The sequence below is a fragment of the Gilliamella sp. Pas-s27 genome (assembly GCF_009795865.1).
Taxonomy (GTDB): Bacteria; Pseudomonadota; Gammaproteobacteria; order Enterobacterales; family Orbaceae; genus Gilliamella.
On the sequence record NZ_WTEW01000002.1, the window covers coordinates 74,654 to 100,277 of the forward strand.

Below are 25,624 nucleotides of genomic sequence, written 5' to 3' on the forward strand. Positions count from 1 at the left end.
AGAGCATTTTAGCGTTTTTGTAGCAAAAAGCTATTATCAAATAAGTTATTATATGGATTACTTATTGATTAAAGCAACAAATTCATCAAGAATTTGCCGATTATGACTGCTATTTTTGTTTATCATCTTGGTTTATTAAGGTTATTACTCTATTTTTGTGTTCAATAACCATGATTATAATACTAATTTGGTGTCATACCGTTATCTATTTATCTGTATTAATCCATTATTAATTGGCTATTAATTAAAAATAAAATGCAAATAATGTTATTATTAATGAGTTAGTTTGCTAACCCACGATTTGCTATTTAATCTAGCTGGTCCAATTTATTTTGAAAGTAATGAGTATATACAATAAAATAGGCTTTCGTACAGTATCTTTACCGTATTTCTATAAAAATTTAATGTGATTTAAAATAATGACTTTATATATTGTTGCAACACCAATCGGAAACTTAGATGATATTACGCTTAGAGCGATCAATACACTTAAAAGCGTTGATCTTATTGCGGCAGAAGATACTCGCCATAGCGGTCTACTTTTACAACATCTTGGCATTAAAGCAAAGCTGTTTGCTTTGCATGATCATAATGAGCAAGAAAAGTCTCACCTTTTGATTGAAAAATTAAAATCGGGCTTGTCTATTGCTTTAATTTCAGATGCCGGTACACCATTAATTAACGATCCTGGTTATCACTTGGTTAAAGCTTGTCGTGACAATAATATTCAAGTCGTTCCCATTCCGGGGGCTTGTGCTGCTATTGCTGCATTGTCGGTCGCGGGATTGCCTTCTGATAAATTTAGTTATGAAGGATTTTTACCCGCTAAGAGCAAAGCACGGCAAGATAGTTTAACTAGATTAATTGATGAGCCACGGACTATGATTTTTTATGAATCAACTCATCGTTTGTTAGATACGCTGCAAGATATGCAAGCCGTTTTGGGTGCAAATAAGCATATTGTTTTGGCGAAAGAGCTCACCAAAACATGGGAAACTATCGTCAGTTTTACCATAAGCGAACTAATTGCGTGGCTAAACGAAGATACTAATCGGCAAAAAGGCGAATTTGTTTTGATTGTTGAAGGCCATGTAAAAACAGATAATGACATTGATCAGAAAGCCATTAATACCCTTAAATTATTGCAAAAAGAGTTACCTCTTAAAAAAGCGGCCGCTATTACTGCTGAAATCCATGGACTGAAAAAGAATCAGCTTTATCAAATTGGATTAGTGCAAGAAGAATAACTTTAGCAAAGTTACCAAGTTGATATTAAGCCGTTGCGGTTAAAATACGAAACAACGTAAAATCAGTAACAAGATCATTGGTACTAAGTGCGTTATTTGATATAATCCCCCGCAATTTTTATAACATTTTATGATAAAGGTAACAAACAGTATGGGATTTAAATGTGGGATTGTCGGATTACCGAATGTAGGTAAGTCAACGCTTTTTAACGCACTAACTAAAGCAGGCATTGAGGCAGCTAACTTTCCTTTTTGTACTATCGAGCCAAATACTGGGGTTGTGCCGATGCCCGATCCACGTTTAGATGAGCTGGCTAAAATTGTCAAACCACAACGTACTTTGCCAACAACGATGGAATTTGTTGATATTGCAGGCCTTGTTAAAGGTGCATCAAAAGGTGAAGGCCTTGGTAATCAATTTTTAGCCAACATTCGTGAAACCGAAGCCATTGGGCATGTTGTGCGTTGTTTTGAAAACGAGAACATCGTCCACGTTGCGGGTAAAATCGATCCGGCTGAAGATATCGAAATTATCAATACCGAGCTAGCATTAGCCGATCTTGAAGCCTGTGAACGGGCAATCACTCGCCAACAAAAACGCGCTAAAGGTGGCGATAAAGACGCTAAATTTGAGGTGGAAATTCTTGAAAAATGTTTACCTCATCTTGAACAAGGCAAAAAGCTACTTTTATTAGATTTTAGTAAAGAAGAACTTGAAGCTATCAAATACCTTAGTTTTTTAACACTAAAACCAACTATGTACATTGCCAATGTTAATGAAGATGGTTTTGAAAATAATCCTTATTTAGATAAAGTCAAAGCAATAGCAGAACAAGAAAAGGCAGTTGTAGTGCCAGTTTGTGCAGCAATTGAAGCTGAACTTGCTGAACTTGATGACGATGATCGTGATGAGTTTATGCAAGATTTAGGTTTAACCGAACCCGGTTTAAACCGTGTAATTCGTGCTGGATATAGTTTGCTTAATCTGCAAACTTATTTTACCGCTGGCGTTAAAGAAGTTCGTGCTTGGACAATTTCGGTTGGTGATACGGCTCCGCAAGCGGCAGGTAAGATCCATACTGACTTCGAAAAAGGCTTTATCCGTGCACAAACCATCGCTTTTGATGATTTTATTAAATACGGTGGTGAGCAAGGGGCTAAAGAAGCAGGTAAAATGCGTGCCGAAGGTAAAGATTATGTCGTGCAAGATGGCGATATTATGAATTTCTTATTTAATGTGTAGTTGATTATTTTACGTCGCCTCTTGGCGACGTTGTTATGTGGGTAAAGAGGACGTTAACCTTTATCTACAACTTTTGTCAAACCTGCTAATCTGTAGTGGATTGATATACACAAGGACTGCTCACTTTTATGTTACTCACTTTTCAACAAGCCAAACAGCAAGTACTGCAAAGCATATCAACCATAAAATCACTGTCTCACGAAAAAGTCAGGTTATTTGATGCTCTAGATCGGATCACTGCTGAGAATGTGATTTCGCCGATTAATGTGCCACGATTCGATAATTCTGCGATGGATGGTTATGCTGTTCGATTAGCGGATCTTAAGCAATCAACCTTATTACCGTTAGCAGGTGCAATTTTTGCGGGCGATGATATAAGCAATCTTTATTGGCCAAAAGGAACCTGTTTACGCATTATGACAGGCGCTCCTGTACCCAATGATGCCGATGCAGTTGTTATGCAAGAGCAGACCAAAAAATCAGATTTGGGTATTGCTTTTTTGAATCAGGTAAAAGCTGGCGATAACATCCGCCGTATAGGCGAAGATGTTAAGCAAGGTGCAATCATCGTCAACAAAGGGACTAAATTAACAGTACCAACCCTATCGACACTGGCAACACTGGGCATGAGCAAACTTGTGGTATTTAAAAAGTTAAAAGTCGCTATCTTATCAACTGGGAATGAATTAACACCCATTGGTGAAAGCTTACCTTGCAATGGTGCTATTTATGATAGTAATCGCTTTACGCTGAAATTATTACTGAGCAAACTTAACTGTGAAATTATTGATCTGGGTATTATTGCTGATGATCCAAACCAAATTAAACAAGCGTTGATGAGTGCATCAAGTCAAGCGGACTTGGTGATAACCAGTGGCGGAGTTTCAGTTGGTGACGCTGATTATACCAAAACCGCTTTAGAGGATCTGGGCACAATCAACTTTTGGAAGATGGCAATAAAACCGGGCAAACCTTTTGCCTTTGGTAAAATTGGCAATGCGCTATTTTGTGGTTTGCCGGGCAATCCTGTTTCAACTTTGGTGACATTTTACCAATTAGTGCAGCCTTTGATTTTGGAGCTTTCAGGACTTGAAGATTCATCCATGGATTTAAGCTTTAAAGTTAAAACAGCAACAAATCTTAAAAAAAGCGTAGGTAGATTAGACTTTCAACGTGGTGTGTTGCAAATTAATACTCAAGGCGAATTAGAAGTGAGCACAACTGGACAGCAAGGTTCGCATATTACTCAATCGTTTAATCAAGCAAACTGTTTTATTGTGCTTGAACAAGAACGAGGCAATGTAGCTAAAGGTGAACTTGTTACTGTTGAGCTATTTAATGCGCTATTAAAGTAGCCTATATTTAGACTAATGCACTATTTTGAATATCAAAATAGTGCAACTAATATCGCACCAGCCGCAATCATCGCAACACCAATTCCGGCTAATAACGAGATCTTTTCACCAAATAAAACCACAGCAAACACCACCGCAAATACAACACTTAATTTGTCAATTGGCGCAACTTGTGACACTTTACCTTCTTTAATTGCCATAAAGTAAAATAACCAAGAGAGCGCACCAGCAATACCACTAAGCGCAATAATGAGTAAAGCTTTTTTGTCGTTAAAAAAGGTACTAATAAGGTTGAGCTTACCTTGAACAACCACAACACCAACTAAAAAAATGGCCATAACAATAGCACGAATGGCTGTTGCAGTGTTTGCATCAAGATGTTGTAAGCCAATTTTTCCTAAGATAGCAACACTTGCAGCAGTAATAGCGGAAAGTAGCGCATAAATAAGCCAAGTACTCATGTTAATACTTGTCTATTTTGATTAGATATTGTTGATTATTTGAATTAGCTTCACATTGTTGTGATTTATTCATTACACCACGACAATCTTCTAAAACGCCGTGGGCTTTTGACCAATGATAAGTTTTACCTTCGTCGTTTTTACCGCCACATCCGACTAATATCACGCTAAACATTAAGCAAGACAACCCAATAATGGCTGATTTCATTTATTCCCCCTCTCTTTTTTGCAAATACATCGAAATAATTAACGGTATTACGTTTGTTTTTATTTAGATTATTCTACTCCAGAATCAATACGATTAATAGCTTGGTTACCGCCTATTTTTATTAGATGAAAAGGACGATTGCCTTTGTAGGAATTTAATAATTGCGGAGGTTCATCTAGTGGTTCATCCGCTAGCTCAAATGCTCCCCAATGAATAGCTATTGCGCAATGACAACTAAGTTCATCATATAACTGCACAGCTTGTTTGGGGTCAATATGTTGAAGGTGCATAAACCAGCGTGGTGCGTAAGCACCGATTGGAATCAAGGCTAAATCAATACTTGAAAAACGTTCACCAATTTCTTTTAAACTTGATGAATAGCCTGTATCCCCCATAAAATAGATGGTTTTAGTTTGTTCTTCATCCGTTACTTTTGATTGAATAATCCAACCACACCAGAGACTTTTGTTGGTGTCAAATATTCCTCGATTACTCCAATGCCGTGCAGGTACAGCTGTAAACCTGATACCGTTAATAGTAACAAAATCCCACCAATTGAGTTCAATAACCTGCTTGGCTCCCCACTTTTCTAATTTACGCTTTAATCCTAATGGCACCATAATGACCATGTTGGGAAAACGTGTAATTAATTTTTTAATACTCTGATAATCAAGATGATCATAATGAGAGTGCGAAATCACGATAAAATCAATTTGAGGGAGTTGTTCAATCAATAAAGCAGGTGGCGTACGACGTTTTGGACCAACAAACTGAACTGGTGATACTCGTTTTGAAAACACGGGATCGGTTAAGATCATTTTATCTGCTAAACGCATTAATGTGGTTGAATGACCTATCCACCATACTCTATCTCCCGCCAACGTTAAATCAATTTTTTCAAACCAAGTTTGATTAAAAGCTAAGTAGCCTGTTTTAGGTGGTAATACTTTACGATGACGATGCCATCGCCATGCATCAAATAGCTTAATTTTAAAAGGTTCACTGTTTTTAAAACGGCGCGTTTTGCGTTGCGTTTTTGTTTTCATAACTTCATATCTTTTGGGCTAATTAGCAAATCGTTCAATCATCACAGCAACATTATTAGCATTAACAATTGCGCTCGGTTTAGAAACTTTGACTTTTAGCCATTGTACCGCAAATTTTTGTATGATTAATTTGGCAACGTTTTCAGCTACCGATTCTATCAATTCAAATTGGTTTGATTCAATAAATTGAGTGATAGCTTGGCTAACTAGAAAATAATCTAAACAAAGTGAAACATTATCGCTTTCACCTGCTGGTTTATTGTCCCATGCCATTTCTAGGTCGAGTATGAGTTTTTGTTTGATGGTCTTTTCCCACTCGTAAACACCTATAGTGGTTAAAACAGTTAACCCTTCAATTATTACCCTATCGTTACTATATGTATTCATGCTAGATTCCAAAAGCTTAGTTTATTTAAATAGAGATTACCGAATCTTAGTAAATTACGCTATAATTTATTGCAATATATTTTAAGACTAGCAATTATGACACGAATTTTTCAACCATTTACAATTACCCAAAATAGTATTATTACGTTAGATGATAACGCCTTTAATCATCTTGTTCGCGTTTTGCGGATGAAGGTTGGCGAAAATATTATTTTATTTGATGGTTCGAATCAAATCACACCTGCCGTTATCCATGAAGTTAATAAAAAATCAGTCACGGTGAAAACAGCTTTGACAATAACTGATGACCGTGAATCACCTTTAAACATTCATTTAGGGCAAGTTATTTCTCGTGGTGAGAAAATGGAATTTACAATTCAAAAATCAGTTGAATTAGGTGTAAAAAGTATTACCCCCCTACTTTCTGAACGTTGTGGTGTGAAACTTGATGCCGAAAGACTAGATAAAAAAGTTCAACAATGGCAAAAGATCGTGATTTCAGCTTGTGAGCAATGTGGTCGTAATGTCATGCCTATCATTCATCCTGTAACCAAACTTGAAACTTGGTGCACAAGTTTAACAACGCAACTACGCTTAAATCTTCACCCCAAAGCAAAGCTTGGTATTAAGCAGATACCTAGTGGTAAACAGGATATTAGCTTATTGATTGGCCCAGAAGGTGGATTATCAGACAGTGAAATTAATATGACTCATCGCTATCAATTTACCGATATTTTGCTCGGCCCGCGTGTTTTACGCACCGAAACAGCAGCATTAACCGCGATAACCGCTTTGCAAGTGCATTTTGGTGATTTGGGATAATATAAATTAACTCGATATGAGCAATGTTTGCTTTGAATCTTAATCGGTAACGAGTATGATAGTTGAAAATACATTTTTTATAATGATTTAGCACACTAGCTGTTATATGTTCAAAATACCCCAATGAACACATATAAAGTAATACATATTATCAATCGACTATTCGCTAAAACCAAAAGAATCAGTAAGGAGTCACTATGATTAAGCTTGGTATTGTTATGGATCCAATTAGTCATATCAATATAAAAAAAGACACTAGTTTTGCTATGTTGCTTGAGGCACAAAAACGCGGTTATGAGCTTTTTTATATTGAAATGAACGATCTTTTTTTATACACAGGCGAAGCTTATGCCACAACTCGTGCTTTGACCGTTTATAACGATAAGGATCATTGGTTTGAGTTTGGGCAAGAACAAACCATTGCACTCAGTGACCTTGATACAATTTTAATGCGTAAAGATCCGCCTTTTGATACTGAGTTTATTTATGCCACTTATATTTTAGAACGCGCCGAAGAAAAAGGTGTATTAGTGGTCAATAAACCACAAAGCCTGCGCGATTGTAACGAAAAATTGTTTACTGCTTGGTTTGCACAGTTTACTCCGAAGACACTAGTTACACGCCAAACAACACAAATTAAAGCATTTTTCCAAAAACATCACGATATCATTTTAAAACCATTGGATGGTATGGGGGGGTCGTCAATTTTTAGGATCAAACAAGATGATCCTAATGTTTCGGTCATTATTGAAACATTAACCGAACATAATACACGTTATTGCATGGCTCAAAACTTCATTCCAGAGATTAAAGACGGCGATAAGCGCGTTTTAGTGGTTGATGGTGAACCCGTTCCTTACTGTTTAGCTCGAATTCCACAAAAAGGCGAAACTCGCGGTAACCTTGCTGTTGGCGGCCATGGTGAAGTAAGAGCATTAAGCGAAAGTGATTGGTATATAGCTAAAAGCATCGCCCCTGTTTTAAAAGAAAAGGGCTTACTGTTTGTAGGACTTGATATTATTGGTGATAAATTAACCGAAATTAATGTCACTAGTCCAACTTGTGTCCGTGAAATTGAAGCTGCCAATCCCGATCTTTCAATCACTGGCATGTTAATGAATGCAATCGAATATCGATTAAATAAGAAGAGTTAAATCATGATTAGAGAATATAAAGCAGAAGATTTAGACAGCGTAATGGAAATATGGTTGCAAGGTAATTTGCAAGCGCATGATTTTATTAACCCTGATTTTTTTAAACAAAATTATGATTTGGTAAAAATGCTAATTCCAATGTCTAGGTTATATGTACAAGATCTTAACGGCGTAAAAGGTTTTATTGGTTTAACTGAAAACTATATTTCAGGGCTATTTGTTGATCAAAATTACCGCCACCAAGGCGTCGGTAAAGCATTAGTCAATAAAGCAAAACAGCGCCATAATGAACTGTTAGTACATGTTTATAAAAAAAATGCTGCAGCGATTGATTTTTATCTTTCTCAAAATTTTAATATTGTTTCAGAATCAATCAATGAAGAAACCAACGAACCAGAATTATTAATGCGCTGTAATGTTGAACATAACGTTAAAATTGGCAAATGCGCATTATAAAAGTTACCTAAATGTGAGCTTATGAATTTAAAAGATCATTTTATTATTGCTATGCCAACTTTGGATGACTCCTTCTTTAGTCGTTCTGTTATTTATATTTGTGAACACAATCGTGATGGCGCCATGGGCATTATGATTAATAAACCGATTGTTGATCTTAATGTTGCAACGGTGCTTACACGATTGGAAATTACTTCACCAAAAAGTTGTGCTGAATTAGAACATCCCGTATTTTGTGGCGGCCCACTTGCAGAGGAGCAAGGGTTTATTCTACACACTCCTCAACAAGGATTTGCTTCTAGCATTCAGATTTCTGACGAGGTGATGATTACCACGTCGCTCGATGCACTCAAATCAATCGGCTCACCTGAACAACCGCAAAATATCTTTTTGTCTTTAGGTTATTCAAGCTGGCAATCATTGCAACTTGAGGGTGAAATTGCCCGTAATGATTGGTTAGTGACTCATGCTGTGCCTAAAATTATTTATGAGGTAGCCATTGATGAGCGTTGGCAAAAGGCAGCCGAATCACTTGGTATTAATATCAAAACTATTTCACATCAAATGGGCAATGCATAATCGATGGCTACAATTATTGCATTTGATTTTGGTACGGCAAGTATTGGCGCAGCAATTGGGCAAGATATAACTAAAACAGCTAATCCTTTATGTTCTTTTAAAGCGCGTGATGGTATTCCTAACTGGCAAACCATCGAAAAGGTGTTAAATGAGTGGAAACCTGATTTTTTAGTCGTTGGGCTTCCCCTAAATATGGATGGCACCGAGCAACCCTTAACCGCGCGAGCTCGTAAATTTGCTAATCGTTTACATGGCAGATTTGGTTATCAAGTACATTTGCAAGATGAGAGATTATCAACCGTTGAAGCAAAATCACATATTTTTGCTTCACGAGGTTATCGAGCACTTGAAAAGGGACATGTTGATGCAACTTCTGCCATTATTATTTTGGAAAGCTGGTTTGAAAATAATTACTAGTTTTAATTAATTGGTTATTTTGTAAATAATTAATCGCCATTAAATTTCATCCTTGCTAAAATAGTAGCCCACTATTTATTGTAAGGATTGCTTGCTGTGTCAAATAATAAATCTCTCAGTTATAAGGACGCTGGTGTCGATATTGATGCCGGCAATGAACTTGTTAATCGCATTAAATCTGTCGTTAAAGAAACCAAACGACCTGAAGTTATGGGTGGACTGGGTGGCTTTGGTGCACTATGTGCTATTCCACAAAAATATAAAGAGCCTATTTTAGTATCTGGTACCGACGGTGTAGGTACCAAATTACGTCTAGCAATGGATTTAAATCGCCATGAATCAATTGGTATCGATTTAGTCGCAATGTGTGTTAACGATCTGATTGTTCAAGGCGCTGAACCTTTATTTTTCCTTGATTATTATGCTACTGGTAAACTTGATGTTGATGTTGCCGCTACCGTAGTTACAGGCATTGCTGAGGGTTGTAAGCAATCAGGCTGTGCTTTAGTGGGTGGTGAAACAGCTGAAATGCCGGGTATGTATCATGGTAATGATTATGATTTGGCAGGATTTTGCGTGGGTGTTGTTGAAAAGTCAGCCATGATCGACGGTAGCAAGGTGCAAGATGGCGATGTATTAATTGCATTAGCATCAAGTGGTGCTCATTCGAATGGCTATTCATTAGTGCGTAAAATTATTGAAGTCAGTGGCGTAAACCCGGCTACCGAACAATTAAATGGAAAACCACTTGCCGATCACTTACTTGCACCAACTAAGATCTATGTTAAGTCTATTCTTGACCTTATTGCTCAAGTTGATGTGCACGCCATTGCCCATATCACTGGTGGTGGATTCTGGGAAAACATCCCTCGTGTATTACCCGATAATACACAAGCCGTGATTAACGAAGCAAGCTGGCAATGGCTTGAGATATTTAATTGGCTACAAAAAGCAGGTAATGTCAGCCGTCATGAAATGTACCGGACCTTTAACTGTGGTGTTGGCTTAATTGTTGCCTTACCAAAACAGTCAGCCGATAAAGCAATTAACTTGCTAAATAACCATGGCGAAAAAGCATGGTTATTAGGTGAAATTAAACACACCACGTCAAGCGAGCGTGTTGTAATAAAATAAATTTTATTTTCATATTATCCATCTTAACATAATGAATTAGATGGATAATATGCTACTTTTTTATTAGGCTAAACTTAATCTAACAGTTACTCAATGTTTATGTTTATTTTATAAAATTTTTACAACATTATCAAAAGATTAGCTAATATCTATTAAACTTATGTATTGTTCAGCAAATGAGTTAAACCATGAAAATTTATTTATTCTAGTGATAAATAAAACTATTACGTTTACTGAGCAACACAAGCAACCCTATCAGTATTTCGCTTCCAAAATTCAACATCTACATCACCGAATAGAGCGAAAACATTATATCTTCTACCTTCTTTAGAAACATCAGTTACCCAATAGTCACCAGAATCCCAACCCGCATCACGATAATTATAAATAATTCCCCATTCATTAAACAACCCTCCAACCCATCGAGAAGTACTCCGATAACTAATTCTGCGTTGATACGTATTTCCTTGTCCTGGCACCCCAAAATTCCAACCAGAACCATTTGCATTTGTATAATCTTGTGCTGCAGGAACAAAATACGTTTGTGGTGAGGAAAGATTTTCACAAAACGAAACTGCATTATCGTAATTCTGACCTGTATCCCCTGGTTTTACGATAAACCAACGATCTATTTTAAATTGATATAACAAATTTCCTGCCGTATCACGATAAAGTTCAAATTTTGCTGGGTTAAACGTTTTATTAATAGAATCCTTTGTTGGTCCTTTTAAGGTTACCCGAACAGTGTTCTTATTTTCAGCAGTTAATGATAGTTTAATCCCCGTACCTAATACCGGCTGTACCATATTACCATTAATAGCAATCATTTGCCTTGCTGTCATACCTGTGAGTATTAATTTAAAATATAAATTATTTGCTCCAGTTGTGGGGAAATTCTTTGATGCATCACTAAGACTTTGTACTTTAAATCCATAATCTTGATCCCACTGTTCCTTTGGACCTGCGTATTCACCCGTACCATTAGCTAACTTAGGTTGAGCATAACACACGGAAGGTATATCGATATGTGGTTTAATATAATATGAGTGACTAGCCCCAGAAAATCGATTTTTTCTAGGTACTCCATACGCTGTCCATAACTCAGCTTCAGTTGCTGTTAATGTTAATTTATAAGGTGCATCACAAATATTTAATTGTCTGCTTGGATTAGCTTTCACATCTCCCGTAATATCTTTACCGTTTTTATCTTGCCATTTAATAATTAAGTTGCCCGTTGCATTAATATCTCCATCACCATCATCATCTCGCCCATAGTTATACGGTGGATTAACCAAGTTAGTTAACAAAATTTCAGGATAACTTGCTACTGGTACCATGGTTTGAATATCTGCAAAAGAGTCTGTGGCATTAGGCATCTCTATTGGATTATTTATGCTTGATGTATCTACTGTTGCGTTAGGATAAAGTACACTATTTACACCCGATGGTATATAACTGCCATGTGGCAATTTTATGCCCAATAGCCCTTCAACGCTCATTGCCTTAGTGGTTCCACCATCAAACGTTAAATATGGCGCTGTTCCTTGAATAACTCTTGAAGTTTGTGCCGATAGTGCCTGAGAACTGAGAGAATACGGTAATAATAACAATGGAGCAATGTACCAAGGTGATTTTGATAAAAATTTGAGTCTCAGCGAAAATTTTAGCCAATTCGCTAAGTTCGGTGATAAAGATAAGGTTAGTAAATGTTTTCGGTTTCGACGATAATTAAAATCAAGAAGAGTTAGAGCATAGGGCTGCCAGTGCTTGTTGCTAATATGAAAATGCATAAAATCACACCTGTCAAGTAAATTTTTTGTTTTGTTTATGTTTTATGATTAACAGCTTATTTAATAAGCAAAATAGTGTAAAAACGTCTAAATTATAAACTGCTTAAAATAAGTTCGCTAGTTTTTTTATTACTATTTTGTAAAGATTTGTTAAGTTATCAAAGATAAAGTTGCCTTTGGGATATTTTAAGAAGTCGTTTTTTTTGTGTTATATTGTGCAATGTTTTTTGATGATGATTGGCTTTATGAAAAGCTAAATGATATCGACTCTAAATATTTTTACAGAAACATAATCTAAAAAATAAAAAGTTTTACAAATGTCCATAATTAGTATACCGCTTACATAAAAAATTACACACTTGTTTTCATATTTTATATGTGTAGAAGTTTTGTTAACTATTATTTTACGAGGTTTTTAGGTGTTATAAATAAAATGTTCCAAAAGATGTTTGATGTCGGCAGATAGTGTTATTTTTTATTAGAGTAATTACTCAAATGAGTATAAACAACATAAGTAATATCTGCAGTTTAAATCTATTGATTTTACTTGTTATCAAAATTTTTATTAAAAAAAGTGATAATAAAAAATTTAACATAAAAATAACAAAAAGTTATATTGGTTTCTGATACAATAATACAAATTTATAATAAATTTGTAATGCCATAACACTATAAAATACAAGGTTTTTTAATGATCATATCAGATGCTAACAGTGCGGTGTCATCCGTCGCTTATCGTGCAAACGAAGTCATTGCCATATACCCAATCACACCAAGCTCAACCATGGCCGAGCAAGCTAGCACTTGGGCAGAGTTTAATAAACCAAATGTATTTGGTGATACACCAAGAGTGATTGAAATGCAGTCCGAAGCAGGAGCCATTGCAACTGTTCATGGTTCATTAATGACTGGGGCGCTAGCAACTTCGTTTACTTCGTCGCAAGGTTTGCTTTTAATGATCCCATCACTATACAAAATAGCTGGCGAACTTACTCCTTTTGTTTTGCATGTTGCCGCTCGGACTGTTGCAACTCACGCTCTTTCTATTTTTGGTGATCATTCTGATGTGATGGCAATTAGGCAAACTGGTTTTGCAATGCTTTGTTCAAGCTCAGTGCAGGAAGCACAAGATTTTGCGTTAATTTCACAAATGGCAACCTTAAATAGCCGAGTTCCTTTTGTTCACTTTTTTGATGGATTTAGGACATCACACGAAGTCAATAAAATCTATCCACTAAGTGATGAACAAATTCATAATTTATTACCGCATGAGGCGATTAAAGCTTATCGTGAGCGAGCTTTAACACCCGACAAACCTGTGACTCGTGGCACATCAGCCAACCCTGATACCTATTTCCAATGCCGAGAAGCGATAAATAGTTATTATGATAGTACTTATCAACATGTTGTTGATGCTATGGATTCCTTTGCGGCAGAAACAGGCAGAAGGTATCAACCTTTTGAATATTATGGAGCTTGTGATGCTGAACGTGTTATTGTCATTATGGGATCTGGAGCAAGCACCACCAAAGAAGTTGTGGATGTTTTACTTAAACAAAACGAAAAAGTTGGTGTTGTGAACGTTCGATTATTTCGCCCTTTTTCAGCCAGCCATTTACTAAGTGTCATTCCTAATACTATTAATAAAATTGCTGTTCTTGATAGAACTAAAGAGCCAGGAGCGCAAGCCGAGCCACTTTATTTAGATATTATAACCGCATTTTCTGAAAGTTTATCACGAGGGGAACGCACAACTATGCCACTTATTATAGGTGGACGTTATGGGTTATCCTCTAAAGAGTTTGATCCTAGATGTGTACTTGCCATTTTTGCTGAACTTAACTTAGCAAAACCAAAGCGACGCTTTACTGTTGGTATTTATGATGATATTACAGGACTGTCTTTACCATTGCCGGATCAATCTATTCCACAAAAATCTTCACTTGAAGCGCTATTTTATGGACTTGGTAGTGATGGCACTGTATCAGCAACTAAAAATAATATTAAAATTATTGGTGATAGTTCACCTTTTTATGTACAAGGGTATTTTGTATATGACTCGAAAAAAGCAGGCGGCTTAACCACTTCGCACTTACGAGTTAGTTTAGATCCTATTGATTCCCCTTATTTAATTACCAGTGCACACTTTATTGGCTGCCACCAAGATCAGTTTATCGATAAATATCAAATTGTTGATAAGTTAAAAGACGATGGTATTTTTTTACTTAATACACCATATAGCAAAGATGAAATTTGGCATAGACTTCCAAAAGAAGTGCAAGTGCAATTAATTAAAAAGCGTGCACACTTTTACATTATAAATGCGGCAAAAATTGCTCGTGAATGTAATTTAGGAGCTAGAATTAATACCGTTATGCAGGCTGCGTTTTTTCATCTTGCTGAAATATTTAAAAATGATTTTAGTATTACTCAATTAAAAGAGGTCATTGCCAAAAGTTATAGTAGTAAAGGGCAAAATTTGGTTGAAAACAACTGGAAAGCACTTGATTTAGCTATTGCTTCATTAGTACAAATACCGCTTAGTTGTGTTGATCAAAGTAGCTCAACTATGCCTCCTATTGTACCAGCTAATGCTCCTAATTTTGTTAAAGCAGTGACAGCTACAATGTTAGCTGGTTTAGGTGATAATTTACCTGTATCAGCATTTCCACCCGACGGCACATGGCCTATCGGTACAACAAAATGGGAAAAACGCAATATTGCAGAGCAAATCCCGATTTGGCAACCAGAACTATGTACTCAATGTAACCACTGTGCGGTTGCTTGCCCTCATGCAGCTATTCGCGCCAAAGTTGTTGATCCTGACGATATGCTAAGCGCTCCAGATTCATTAAGCTCGCTTGAAGTTAAAGCTCGTGATATGAAAGGACAACGCTATGTGTTACAAGTGGCACCAGAAGATTGCACTGGCTGTAACTTATGTGTCGAAGTGTGCCCTGCTCGCGATCGTAATAATTTTGAAATTAAAGCAATTAACATGCAATCACGTATCGACAATCTTGATACACAACGTACCAATTTTGAGTACTTTACTGCATTGCCAGATCGAAATATTAATACACTTGAACGTATTGATGTACGTACATCACAATTGCTTACACCGCTATTTGAATATTCAGGCGCTTGTGCTGGCTGTGGCGAAACTCCATACATAAAATTATTGACACAACTTTATGGTGACCATTTAGCCATAGCCAATGCCACTGGGTGTTCATCAATTTATGGTGGTAATCTGCCATCATCACCTTATACGACCGATCGCGATGGGCGTGGACCGGCTTGGGCAAATTCATTATTTGAAGATAATGCTGAGTTTGCATTAGGGTATCGCATTACTTATGATCAACATAAAAAACGTGCGTTACGTTTACTTGATTATGTTGCCGGCGACATTTCGCCCGAAATAATTATCGCCTTAAAATCATCAGAAACCTCTATAGCTGAAAAGCGTCAACAAGTCGAGTTATTACGTGAGCAGCTTGCACACCTAGACTCTGCTCAATCACAAGAGTTGATGCAAGATGCAAATTATTTGGTTGATAAATCAGTTTGGGCTATTGGTGGCGATGGTTGGGCTTATGATATTGGATTTGGTGGGCTTGATCATGTGATGAGCTTAACCGATAACGTAAATATATTAGTATTAGATACACAATGTTATTCCAATACCGGTGGTCAACAATCAAAAGCCACGCCGATGGGTGCGGTATCAAAATTTGCCGATTTAGGTAAGCATAAAGCGCGTAAAGATCTTGGTGTTAGTGTAATGATGTATGGCCATGTCTATGTTGCACAAGTTGCATTAGGTTCACAACTCAACCAAACTCTTAAAGCCCTACAAGAAGCCGAAGCTTATGATGGGCCATCTTTAGTCATCGCTTATAGCCCTTGTGAAGAACATGGCTATGATTTGGCTAAATCACACGAACAAATGAAGGATTTAGTTAAATCAGGGTTCTGGCCTTTATATCGTTACGATCCACGCCGTATGGCTGAAGGTAAACCAGGTTTAGTACTAGATTCTAAAGCACCAAACAGTGATTTATTAACTAGTATCTTACTAAAAGAACAGCGTTTTCGCCGCTTAGAAACACTTGAACCTTTAATGGCAAACACTCTGCATGAACGTTCAACTAAAATGGCAGATTCTAAATATAAATTCTTGCAAATACTGGCAACCTATTCGGATATTGAAACACCTGCAGATAACTAACAATGATCACCTACGGTAAAACAGTTATCCACGGTAATTTACAAATCACTATAAAGGACTGTTATTAAAGCAGTCCTTTTTACACACTATTTTTGATCAATAAAGCACCAAATCTGTGCAAGTTTAGATTAATCTGTCCTGAATAATAACCATCTTATCGTTAACTTTTTGTTATCTAATACTTTACAAATAAGTAATCTTAGTAATCTTTAAAAACTTGGTATTATTTTTGCTTAATTAATAATTGACCACATAAATATTAATTAAGCGAGAGGTGAATCATGATATCCAATTTAAATGTCAGTAGAAGAAAATTAATCACATTTTCGAGTGCGGCAATTGCAGGGCTATCTATTAATCAATTATTATCTAAAGCCCATGCGATGGAAGCGCAAAACTCAATTTCATTCTCGCTACCTATGCTTGAAAATGTAGCAACACCAGATATTAACAATCCAATAAGACTCAATTTCAATGAAAATGCGCTTGGTATGTCACCACTCGCAAAACAAGCAGCAATCGATGCCGTACCAAAAGCTAATCGCTATGCCAAAGCCGAAATGCCAATGCTTAATAAACGATTAGCTCAACATCATAAAGTTGATGATTCTAAAATTTTATTAACTGCAGGCTCATCGGAAGGTATTCGAAGCGCTATTGCCGCTTTTGTTAAGCCAGATACTCAATTAGTCATTCCAGATCTTACTTATGGTGATGGAGAACATTTTGCAAAGATCTTTAATTTAAAAATTACTAAAGTACCAAGTTTGCCTGATTGGCAGATAGATATAAAAGGCATACAAAAAGCTGCTGAAGATTATAATGGATTTTCAATTGTTTATTTGGTTAATCCAAATAATCCTACTTCGACTGTTTTTACAACAAACGAAATCGAACCTTGGATAAAAAGCAAACCTAAAAATACGATCTTTATTATTGACGAAGCTTATGCTGAATTTGTTAATGATCCTGCTTTTAAATCAGTTGATGAATTAATTGCAAAAGGTTGTGACAATATCATATTACTTAAAACATTTTCAAAAATCCATGCAATGGCAGGATTACGAGTCGGTTATGCAGTCAGCTCACTTGAAAATATTCAAAATATGGCTCAATATGTAGCTGGCGAAAAGCTCAACTATTGTGGTGTTTGTGCTGCACTTGCTTCTATGGATGATCAACCATTTTTAACTTATTCTAAAAAAGCGGTTGATGTATCACGTCAAATCATGGAAAAAGCACTATCAGACTTAGGATTACACTATTTAAAATCACAAACTAATTTTATGTTTCATAAAAGTCCGATTAATTTAAAAGATTATCGTGAATTAATGAAAAATAACTTCATATTGATTGGAAGAGATTTTGAACCAGCAACAAACTGGTGTCGAATATCACTTGGTTCACCGAGCGAAATGCTCTATGTAGCAAATACAATGAACGAATTAAAAAATAAAGGACAAATCTAACAATAGCTTTATTACAGATAAAAAATAAGCTCTTTAATATTGATTAATTTAAAGAGCTTTTTGTTATTACATTATTCTTCAAAAGGAAGCTTAACTACCCATTACACGTCGCGTCATCCAGTAATGCTTCTTCCAATAACTTTCATTTAAACTTGAATAGATAACACCTTTTGATGTCGAAGCATGTAAAAACTTACCATCAGCATAATAAATACCAACATGCAAACCACTACGGCTCCGACCTGTTTTAAAAAATACTAAATCGCCAGCTTTAGGTGTGTTTACCTTAACACCTAATCGAGCCTGCTCTGCCGCACTTCTTGGTAAGTTTTTTGAAAGCCTATTTTTAAAAAAATTCATCACTAAAGCAGAACAATCACTACCTGACAAAGTTGTACCACCATAACGGTATGGTGTGTTTTGCCATTTTTTATAATGAGATTCTATTTTAGCCAATATAGTCGGATCAGATTTAGTACTTTTAACAGAAACCTGTCCTTGACTAGTACTACAACCGAATAACATAAACAAAGAAAAGATCAATGTACTTATTAAAAAATCTCTCTTTACATTAATGGAATTGCTGAGCAACGTTCCTAATAATCGATTGCCTTTTTTTGTCATTTTTTTTTGTTCCTTTATTTAACGTCGACCAGTACGAATAACGTCTAGCTACCTTTAAACTTTTAGGTAACACACCTTTTTCCCATTCATTTTTATCTAATTTAGATAACCTAACAGGTCTCGTATCCGCATGGCCGCGATGATTTAAACTTTCTTTAAGGCGAATTAATCGTAAAGAAAGAAAACAAATAATAACATCATCAACACTTAATTTACTATACCCAGAAAGCTGATACCGCATTCTAGAACCATAATGTTTCGCAGTTTGCACCAAACTGCCAACTACAGCGCCAACCAACGCGGCAGAACCAAGTGAAATACCACCTGTTGCTACATCAATACTTGCACCAATTGTTGCGCCTGACACAAAGCCTTTAGTCAAATGCATACCCACCGTTTTTAGTGCATCAACATTAAAAAGGTCAGCATTATAACGGCCTTTGATTAAAGGCAAGCTCTCTTCACTCTCTTGAGTTAAATCGAATTGATACAATTTTAATAATTCATTAATCGCTGTTTGTTCTCGCTTTCTGACTTTATTTTGCATATCAGCAATGGCTCGGTTATCGTCTAGTTTAGCCATTTTGGAAAAAGCGGTAACATCAACAAGCGTTTCTGCAATAATTCGATTAGCTGTTTTATTTCGAGAATCACGAATTTGTGAGATTTTATCTAGCCAATTATCTAATATTTCTTTAGCAGGTTCAACTAGTAAAGCAAGGCTATGATACAATCGCTCTTCACCATCTAAAGATGAAAATATAGCGTCGAACTTAACGATAGCATGAATCCCCACTCGTGACAGCAATCTTTTCCATTCTTTTTCATTTTGGTCATTACCGGATATAAAATTCAAAACTGCTAATATGGGTTTATCACTATTAGATAAAATAGATAACTCATCGTGATACTTTGCCAATATTGGCTCTCTGACATCTATCACATAGATAGCTACATCACTATTTAGTAGCTGTTTGATGACTTTGGCTTCTTGATTAAAAGTGTTTTCAGCCTCTGGACTTTGTAAAAAAATAGTTAATTTATCAACACCATCAAGTTTTTTATTAGCAGGAACAAGTTGGTTAATATAATCATAAAGCGCCAAACTGTCTTCTAACCCTGGTGTATCATAAAAAACAATCGATTTATTTTGCTCAAGCGGCAAAGTTATTGATTCAACATGTCTTGTGGTGCCAGGATGGTCAGATACATGACCAAAACGGCTATTGCGAATTAAGGTGCGTAATAATGACGTTTTACCAACATTGGCGTGACCAACTACGGCTAATTTTAATGTTGATAGCATACTAAATATCCTCACTTAGCCAATCTGGTTCAGCTAATTGTAAAGAGAGCGATTGCCAATTATGATACTGTTTGCCTTGATTAATAAACCAAATTCGGGTTTGTTGTGATTTGTTAATCAGCTGATTAATAAAATTCAATAACCCTCTATCGGGTGATCTATCGGTATCAATTGCAATTAGCAATTTTTTAGCTGGTGTTAATTGAAAGTAATCTAAAATATTATTACGTTGTTCTCTTGTATTTAAAAAACCTAAAAATTTAATAGACTCAGGATGATGCCAACTTTCGTGCACATCTACTGCAACCAAAAAAGAGCCCTTACCATCTTCAATTGGATGTACAGGAGAACACCATTGATGGTTACTGTATCCTAATCTATCGGCATCTTCAATGTTAACAATTAATGGTTGCAATTGGTTTGCTAATACTTGATAGTCAGGGTGTGTAATATTGAGTTTAATATAACGACAACTAACCAACCAGTTAACACCGCAGAATATCATACATAACACCCGTACCAATAACCCATAAACAATAAACACCCCCAACAGCCAAACAGCCCATGACGAACGAATTTCGCCAGTGTTTAAAGCATTCTCGCTTAATTTTATTATGTCATCTTGAGGGATATCAAAACCAAATAATGAAGGTAAATAGCCCAAATAGTGCGTTAAACGAATAATAGTATCAGAACTAAGTAATGTAGTTTGCCATTCAAAACTATAATACTTAGTTGAAAATAACACTATTAACACTAGCAATGCACTGCTTAAAATCATAGTCCAAAACAGGTTAAGCACAAAACCGATAAGCCAACGCACGCGGGTTCCAAACAATTCAATAAATGCAGGAATAAGTTGTTGTATGGTCTTTTTTTGAGAAAGTTTTTTAGCTAACCACAACCAGCAATGAATTAATAAACTACCGCCAAAATTAGAAAAGAAAAAAAATGAACAAAGCCAAATAGATAATGTAATTAAGTGCACACCTAATAAGCTAAAAAGCGCCCAATATAAATTGATAGGGTTCTGGTTCACTGCTCCCAAAGCTAAGGAACCACCTAAAAATACAGAGAATAATAGCAATAAAACAAAAGAAAACTTTATAGACTGTATTAGTATTTTTTGCGAAGAATATAGGCCATTTTGTTTTGACAACATCGTTGCTCGCATCACAATTCGGTCAGTGAGCGATATTTGTTCAGTTCTTACTTGTCGGTTAATATCTTGGTCAGCAAACCGTCCTGATTCAGCTTCAATTAAATGGATAGTTTCAGTCAGCCAGAGTGATTTTAGCTTTTGTTGCATTAAACTTAGCCTCTACCATTATCTACAATTAAGAATAAAAGAAACGCGACCTAAGTCGCGTTAAAAAATTTGAATCAATTATTGTGTAATTTCGCCAATTTTACTTAATAATGTTTGAATACGTTGTTGCCATAGTTGTTGATCTTGTTTGAGTTTTTCGTTTTCATCACGTAATACTTTTATTTCATCAGAACTATCATTAATCAGTTGTTCCAACTCCTGATTCCCTTGTTTTAAAGTAGCAATCTCTTGTTGTAATGTGGTGATAGTATTAACGGTATGCTGGATTTTATTTTCCAATTGATTCAATATTTCTAATGACATATTTTTCCTCAAGCTCAGTTTATTTGGTGTATAATACTGACTATTATACCGAATTCATTCTAAAATCAACACTATTTTAAACTTTAAGTTGGAGAAAATTATGCGTAAACCACTTGTTATGGGGAACTGGAAGCTCAATGGTAGTAAAGACATGGCTAAAAGCCTAGTTGCAGGGCTACGAAATGAGCTATCAAATAATACTACGTGCAATGTAGCAATTGCACCACCGGCTGTCTATCTTGATTTTGTAAAACATCAACTAGATGGTTCTAATATCATTTTAGGAGCTCAAGACGTTGGCGTAAATCTTTCTGGTGCTTATACTGGGGAAGTATCAATCGAAATGCTAAAAGACGTTGGTGTAACTCACGTTATTATTGGGCACTCTGAACGTCGTACTTATCATAAAGAATCAGACGAATTTATTGCTAAAAAGTTTGGTGTCATTAAAGAGGCAGGATTAGTACCAGTATTATGTATTGGCGAAACTGAAGCTGAAAACGAGGCAGGTCAAACACAAGCTATCTGTGCTCATCAAATTGATGCAGTGATTAAGGCGCTTGGCATTCAAGCATTTAATGGTGCGGTTATTGCTTATGAACCAGTTTGGGCAATTGGAACTGGAAAATCAGCAACTCCAGTACAAGCGCAAGCTGTTCATAAATTTATTCGAGATCATATTGCTAAACAAAATGAAAAAGTAGCACAGCAAGTGATTATCCAATATGGTGGGTCTGTTAATGATAAAAATGCAGCCGAGCTCTTTACTCAACCTGATATTGATGGTGCATTAGTAGGCGGAGCATCATTAAAAGCCGATGCTTTTGCAGCGATCGTTAAAGCAGCCGAACAAGCTAAAAAATCAATCGTAGCATAGTAAATAATAAAAAAGACGCTAATAAGTGTCTTTTTTATTTTCAAACTAATATTATTTTTTAGTTTTTAATTGATAACGTGAAGGCCAAATTTGCTCAACAGGGACTTGTAAATAATCAGAAATAATTCGCTCATACTTTGGACAATGTCGATATAAAGCATTTCTTAAAGTATCAGCCTGTAATCCACTGGATCTCGATAATGCTCTTAAATTTCCGCCTCTAATTTTAATTTCACCCACCACTCTAGATGGTGCCCAGTCTTGATCTTGTTCTCTCATTATGAGATCCTCTATAGGTTATAGTTTTGCTATTGTAAAGATTATCGGTCTTACAATGTTAAAAATGAATATTCATAAGATAAGAAAATATATGGGCAGAGAATAACACATAAAAAAACGAATTAAAATAAAAAAAATGAAAAACACACAAAATGGAATAAAAAATGACAGAAAACAAAGTAAAAAAACAAAATGAAAAAGAAAAAATACAGATTTTAATTGATACAGGTGTAATTGATTTTAGGAATAGACTAAATTTAGTATTAGAAGGCATATCAGGTAATGCCTTTGCCAAAAAAGTTGGTATGTCAGAGGCGGTTATACGAGATTATTTATCAGGGAAAACCTATCCAGCATTAAATAGGCTTGCAATTATTGCTCAAAAATGCAACGTTCCTATAGAGTGGCTAGCAACAGGAAAAGGAGAATGTAGGTTATTGTCAGAATCTGAATGCCGAGGTTCAGTACATATTCCATTTCACCATTTAAACGAAACAAGTAAATTTTACCCACAAATAGAATCAATTCCGTTTGATCTATCCTTAATAAAACATCAAGGCTGTAACCACAAAGATTTAACCGCAGTATGGGCTAAAGGTGATAGCATGGAACCAACAATATCAAATCATGATATTCTTATCATCAACAAGACTCATAACAAACCGATTGATGGTTATTTGTATGCTGTTGAGTATGAGGACCAAATTAGTATAAAACGCATACAAAATCAAGGTGCTAACTTAGCATTACTTTGTGATAACCCTAAATACCCAGCAATTATTGGTGATAAGTATGAACAACAAGACTTTAGAATTATAGGACTTGTTATTTATCTTTTAAAAAATTTTGACTAATTTTTATTTAATCTTTAAATAATAACAGTTTTATAAGTTTTATTTAATAAAGCTGTTATTATTTTATGATTTCATTTTTTTATGCGAATATTTAATAAATAAAAATAAAAAATCGTAAAAGCACCTTTGAATATAAATTTAAAGCAAAAGTTGGTATTAAATTAATATAAATCACAGTTGAATATAGTGTTCTTTATCTGCATAACTTTATGCTTTTTGCCTTAGTTATGCTAAAATTGAAACCAAATTTTTTATTAATTTTACCTATTAATATAGCTATTATGACAAACATAAACTCTCGAAAAAAAGTCGTTGTCGGTATGTCAGGTGGCGTCGACTCTTCTGTTTCCGCTTATTTATTACAACAACAAGGATATGATGTTGTTGGGTTGTTTATGAAAAACTGGGAAGAAGACGATACTGAAGAATACTGTTCAGCAGCCATTGACTTAGCTGATGCACAAGCCGTTTGCGATAAATTAAACATCAAATTACATACAGTTAATTTTGCTGCCGAATATTGGGACAATGTATTTGAACATTTTTTATCAGAATACAAAGCAGGCCGAACACCAAACCCAGATATTTTATGTAATAAAGAAATAAAATTTAAAGCTTTTTTAGAATATGCAGCTGAAGATCTTGGTGCTGACTTTATTGCTACAGGACATTATGTTCGCAAACGCGAAACAAATGGAAAAGTTGAATTATTACGTGGTATAGACACCAACAAGGATCAAAGCTACTTTCTTTATACCTTGAGTGAAACACAAGTAAGCCAAAGCCTGTTTCCCGTCGGTGAACTTGAAAAACCACAAGTGCGTCAAATTGCAGAAAAGCTTGGTTTAGCGACGGCTAAGAAAAAAGACTCTACAGGTATCTGCTTTATTGGTGAACGAAAATTCACTGACTTTTTGGCTCGTTATTTACCAGCACAAGCAGGCGATATTCGCACTGTTGACGGTGAAATTATTGGCAGACATCAAGGGCTTATGTATCATACGTTAGGACAACGTAAAGGATTGGGTATTGGTGGTTTAAAACAAGCCGATGATACGCCATGGTATGTGGTTGACAAAGATCTAACAAATAACGAGTTAATTGTGGCACAAGGTCACGATCACCCTGCTCTATTTTCACACGGATTAATTGCTCAACAACTACATTGGGTTGACCGTAAAGTGGTCACCGAACCATTCAATTGTACGGTTAAAACACGCTATCGCCAACAAGATATAGCGTGCCAAGTGGTACCATTAGCTGATGATAAAATAAAAGTCATATTTGATAATCCCGTTGCTGCTGTTACACCAGGTCAATCAGCTGTCTTTTATCAAAACGAAGTATGCTTAGGTGGCGGTATTATTGAAGAACAAATAAAAAGCAGTAAGGAGTACTAAAGTGAATAATAAATACCATCATATTGCCATTGCCCTTGCCGGTGCAACACAAAGTGCAATATTGGTACCACAACTAGCTAATACAGGTATTTGTAGTGCAACACTTTATGAACAAGCAATAAAAAGTATATTTAAAACCTCGCCAAAAACAACGGACGATGTTTATGATGGTATTAAAAATATCAAAATAGGATTACAAACACTAATACAATTATTGTCGTCAGGACAAAAAGAGCACGTTCAAACTATTCGTTACCTGTTTGGCTCTCTTAGTATTACAAACAAATTATTAAAAAATAAAGACGCATTAGATAAGATAGACCAACGATTAAAACGCATTTCAGGACTTTATTCTGATATAAATGATCAAACCGTTGGTATTAATGTTGATGATATATCCTATTCATTAGCGGGAATCTATTCTGATATCATTAGCCCGATATCAACTAAAATCAAAGTTATTGGCAAAATTGAATTTCTACAAAACTCATTAGTACAAGCAAAAGTAAGAACAGCACTTTTGGGTTGTGTTCGATCAGCCATTTTATGGTACCAAGTTGGCGGCAGTCGTTTTCAGTTTCTTTTTAGCCGTAAACGCATTTGTGATGCAGCCCAACAACTATTAGACCAAATTAATCGCATAAACTAA

General features: G+C 35.7%; 25 protein-coding genes. 15 read left to right on the top strand and 10 right to left on the bottom strand.

All coding sequences use genetic code 11. The features are described from left to right. Positions 1–419 precede the first annotated feature (419 nt). From rsmI to moeA, 3 genes are all read left to right on the top strand, one after another. The gene (gene rsmI / locus GQ589_RS01500; RefSeq protein ID WP_160424107.1) at positions 420–1,247 is read left to right on the top strand and encodes a 16S rRNA (cytidine(1402)-2'-O)-methyltransferase; all 828 of its coding nucleotides are present in this window, start codon (positions 420–422) and stop codon (positions 1,245–1,247) included. A 151-nt stretch (positions 1,248–1,398) separates the two neighbouring features. Then, complete coding sequence (gene ychF / locus GQ589_RS01505) at positions 1,399–2,490, top strand: redox-regulated ATPase YchF (protein WP_160424109.1); 1,092 nt, start codon at positions 1,399–1,401, stop codon at positions 2,488–2,490. 128 nt (positions 2,491–2,618) lie between these two features. Beyond that, the gene (gene moeA / locus GQ589_RS01510; protein ID WP_160424112.1) at positions 2,619–3,845 is read left to right on the top strand and encodes a molybdopterin molybdotransferase MoeA; all 1,227 of its coding nucleotides are present in this window, start codon (positions 2,619–2,621) and stop codon (positions 3,843–3,845) included. A 32-nt stretch (positions 3,846–3,877) separates the two neighbouring features. Here moeA and GQ589_RS01515 read toward each other — a convergent pair whose 3' ends face one another. From GQ589_RS01515 to folB, 4 genes are all read right to left on the bottom strand, one after another. After that, the gene (locus GQ589_RS01515) at positions 3,878–4,306 is read right to left on the bottom strand and encodes an EamA family transporter (RefSeq protein ID WP_160401245.1); all 429 of its coding nucleotides are present in this window, start codon (positions 4,304–4,306) and stop codon (positions 3,878–3,880) included. A gap of 1 nt (position 4,307) precedes the next feature. Beyond that, a complete protein-coding gene (locus GQ589_RS01520; protein WP_160401246.1) occupies positions 4,308–4,514 on the bottom strand; it encodes a hypothetical protein in 207 nt (68 codons plus the stop codon). A gap of 68 nt (positions 4,515–4,582) precedes the next feature. Further along, on the bottom strand, positions 4,583–5,560 hold the full coding sequence (locus GQ589_RS01525) for an MBL fold metallo-hydrolase (RefSeq protein WP_160424114.1): 978 nt from the start codon (positions 5,558–5,560) through the stop codon (positions 4,583–4,585). An 18-nt stretch (positions 5,561–5,578) separates the two neighbouring features. Beyond that, positions 5,579–5,947 (bottom strand): dihydroneopterin aldolase, encoded by a 369-nt coding sequence (gene folB / locus GQ589_RS01530; RefSeq protein ID WP_160401282.1) that lies wholly within the window; start codon positions 5,945–5,947, stop codon positions 5,579–5,581. A 96-nt stretch (positions 5,948–6,043) separates the two neighbouring features. On the opposite strand from folB, the gene rsmE reads away from it, so the two are divergent. The 6 genes from rsmE to purM all read left to right on the top strand — a co-directional run bounded on the left by rsmE (position 6,044) and on the right by purM (position 10,509). Beyond that, the gene (gene rsmE / locus GQ589_RS01535) at positions 6,044–6,769 is read left to right on the top strand and encodes a 16S rRNA (uracil(1498)-N(3))-methyltransferase (RefSeq protein WP_160424116.1); all 726 of its coding nucleotides are present in this window, start codon (positions 6,044–6,046) and stop codon (positions 6,767–6,769) included. Between the two features lie 197 nt (positions 6,770–6,966). After that, a complete protein-coding gene (gene gshB, locus GQ589_RS01540; RefSeq protein WP_160424118.1) occupies positions 6,967–7,923 on the top strand; it encodes a glutathione synthase in 957 nt (318 codons plus the stop codon). A gap of 3 nt (positions 7,924–7,926) precedes the next feature. Then, the gene (locus GQ589_RS01545) at positions 7,927–8,379 is read left to right on the top strand and encodes a GNAT family N-acetyltransferase (protein ID WP_160401250.1); all 453 of its coding nucleotides are present in this window, start codon (positions 7,927–7,929) and stop codon (positions 8,377–8,379) included. Positions 8,380–8,400: 21 nt separating this feature from the next. Beyond that, positions 8,401–8,958, top strand: a complete 558-nt coding sequence (locus GQ589_RS01550; protein ID WP_160401251.1) for a YqgE/AlgH family protein — start codon at positions 8,401–8,403, stop codon at positions 8,956–8,958. A 3-nt stretch (positions 8,959–8,961) separates the two neighbouring features. Then, complete coding sequence (ruvX, locus tag GQ589_RS01555; protein WP_160412045.1) at positions 8,962–9,375, top strand: Holliday junction resolvase RuvX; 414 nt, start codon at positions 8,962–8,964, stop codon at positions 9,373–9,375. A gap of 96 nt (positions 9,376–9,471) precedes the next feature. After that, complete coding sequence (purM, locus tag GQ589_RS01560; protein ID WP_160424120.1) at positions 9,472–10,509, top strand: phosphoribosylformylglycinamidine cyclo-ligase; 1,038 nt, start codon at positions 9,472–9,474, stop codon at positions 10,507–10,509. A gap of 230 nt (positions 10,510–10,739) precedes the next feature. On the opposite strand, the gene GQ589_RS01565 is transcribed toward purM, so the two are convergent. After that, a complete protein-coding gene (locus GQ589_RS01565; protein WP_160424121.1) occupies positions 10,740–12,299 on the bottom strand; it encodes a hypothetical protein in 1,560 nt (519 codons plus the stop codon). Positions 12,300–12,990: 691 nt separating this feature from the next. Here GQ589_RS01565 and nifJ point away from each other — a divergent pair. Continuing rightward, complete coding sequence (gene nifJ, locus GQ589_RS01570; RefSeq protein WP_160424124.1) at positions 12,991–16,533, top strand: pyruvate:ferredoxin (flavodoxin) oxidoreductase; 3,543 nt, start codon at positions 12,991–12,993, stop codon at positions 16,531–16,533. A gap of 281 nt (positions 16,534–16,814) precedes the next feature. Continuing rightward, positions 16,815–18,002: a histidinol-phosphate transaminase gene (locus tag GQ589_RS01575; RefSeq protein ID WP_160424126.1), complete on the top strand. Its 1,188-nt coding sequence runs from the start codon at positions 16,815–16,817 to the stop codon at positions 18,000–18,002. 90 nt (positions 18,003–18,092) lie between these two features. Here GQ589_RS01575 and GQ589_RS01580 read toward each other — a convergent pair whose 3' ends face one another. From GQ589_RS01580 to zapB, 4 genes are all read right to left on the bottom strand, one after another. After that, positions 18,093–18,626 carry a C40 family peptidase gene (locus GQ589_RS01580; RefSeq protein ID WP_160424128.1) on the bottom strand — a complete coding sequence of 178 codons (534 nt, stop codon included), beginning with the start codon at positions 18,624–18,626 and terminating at the stop codon, positions 18,093–18,095. Then, complete coding sequence (locus tag GQ589_RS01585) at positions 18,574–19,932, bottom strand: DUF3482 domain-containing protein (protein ID WP_160424130.1); 1,359 nt, start codon at positions 19,930–19,932, stop codon at positions 18,574–18,576. Before GQ589_RS01585 ends, GQ589_RS01580 begins: the two co-directional genes overlap by 53 nt. Position 19,933: 1 nt before the next feature. Then, positions 19,934–21,241: a DUF2868 domain-containing protein gene (locus GQ589_RS01590; protein WP_160424132.1), complete on the bottom strand. Its 1,308-nt coding sequence runs from the start codon at positions 21,239–21,241 to the stop codon at positions 19,934–19,936. Between the two features lie 78 nt (positions 21,242–21,319). Continuing rightward, on the bottom strand, positions 21,320–21,565 hold the full coding sequence (gene zapB / locus GQ589_RS01595) for a cell division protein ZapB (RefSeq protein WP_160424134.1): 246 nt from the start codon (positions 21,563–21,565) through the stop codon (positions 21,320–21,322). Positions 21,566–21,665: 100 nt separating this feature from the next. On the opposite strand from zapB, the gene tpiA reads away from it, so the two are divergent. Continuing rightward, positions 21,666–22,442, top strand: coding sequence for a triose-phosphate isomerase (tpiA, locus tag GQ589_RS01600; protein ID WP_160424136.1), 777 nt, complete (start codon positions 21,666–21,668; stop codon positions 22,440–22,442). 51 nt (positions 22,443–22,493) lie between these two features. On the opposite strand, the gene GQ589_RS01605 is transcribed toward tpiA, so the two are convergent. Beyond that, positions 22,494–22,721, bottom strand: coding sequence for a helix-turn-helix domain-containing protein (locus GQ589_RS01605; RefSeq protein ID WP_160424138.1), 228 nt, complete (start codon positions 22,719–22,721; stop codon positions 22,494–22,496). 164 nt (positions 22,722–22,885) lie between these two features. Between GQ589_RS01605 and GQ589_RS01610 the strand changes: the two genes are divergently transcribed. From GQ589_RS01610 to hflD, 3 genes are all read left to right on the top strand, one after another. Next, positions 22,886–23,575, top strand: coding sequence for a LexA family transcriptional regulator (locus GQ589_RS01610; protein ID WP_160424141.1), 690 nt, complete (start codon positions 22,886–22,888; stop codon positions 23,573–23,575). A gap of 281 nt (positions 23,576–23,856) precedes the next feature. Further along, positions 23,857–24,975 carry a tRNA 2-thiouridine(34) synthase MnmA gene (gene mnmA / locus GQ589_RS01615; RefSeq protein ID WP_160401263.1) on the top strand — a complete coding sequence of 373 codons (1,119 nt, stop codon included), beginning with the start codon at positions 23,857–23,859 and terminating at the stop codon, positions 24,973–24,975. 1 nt (position 24,976) lies between these two features. Continuing rightward, positions 24,977–25,624 carry a high frequency lysogenization protein HflD gene (gene hflD, locus GQ589_RS01620; RefSeq protein ID WP_160401264.1) on the top strand — a complete coding sequence of 216 codons (648 nt, stop codon included), beginning with the start codon at positions 24,977–24,979 and terminating at the stop codon, positions 25,622–25,624.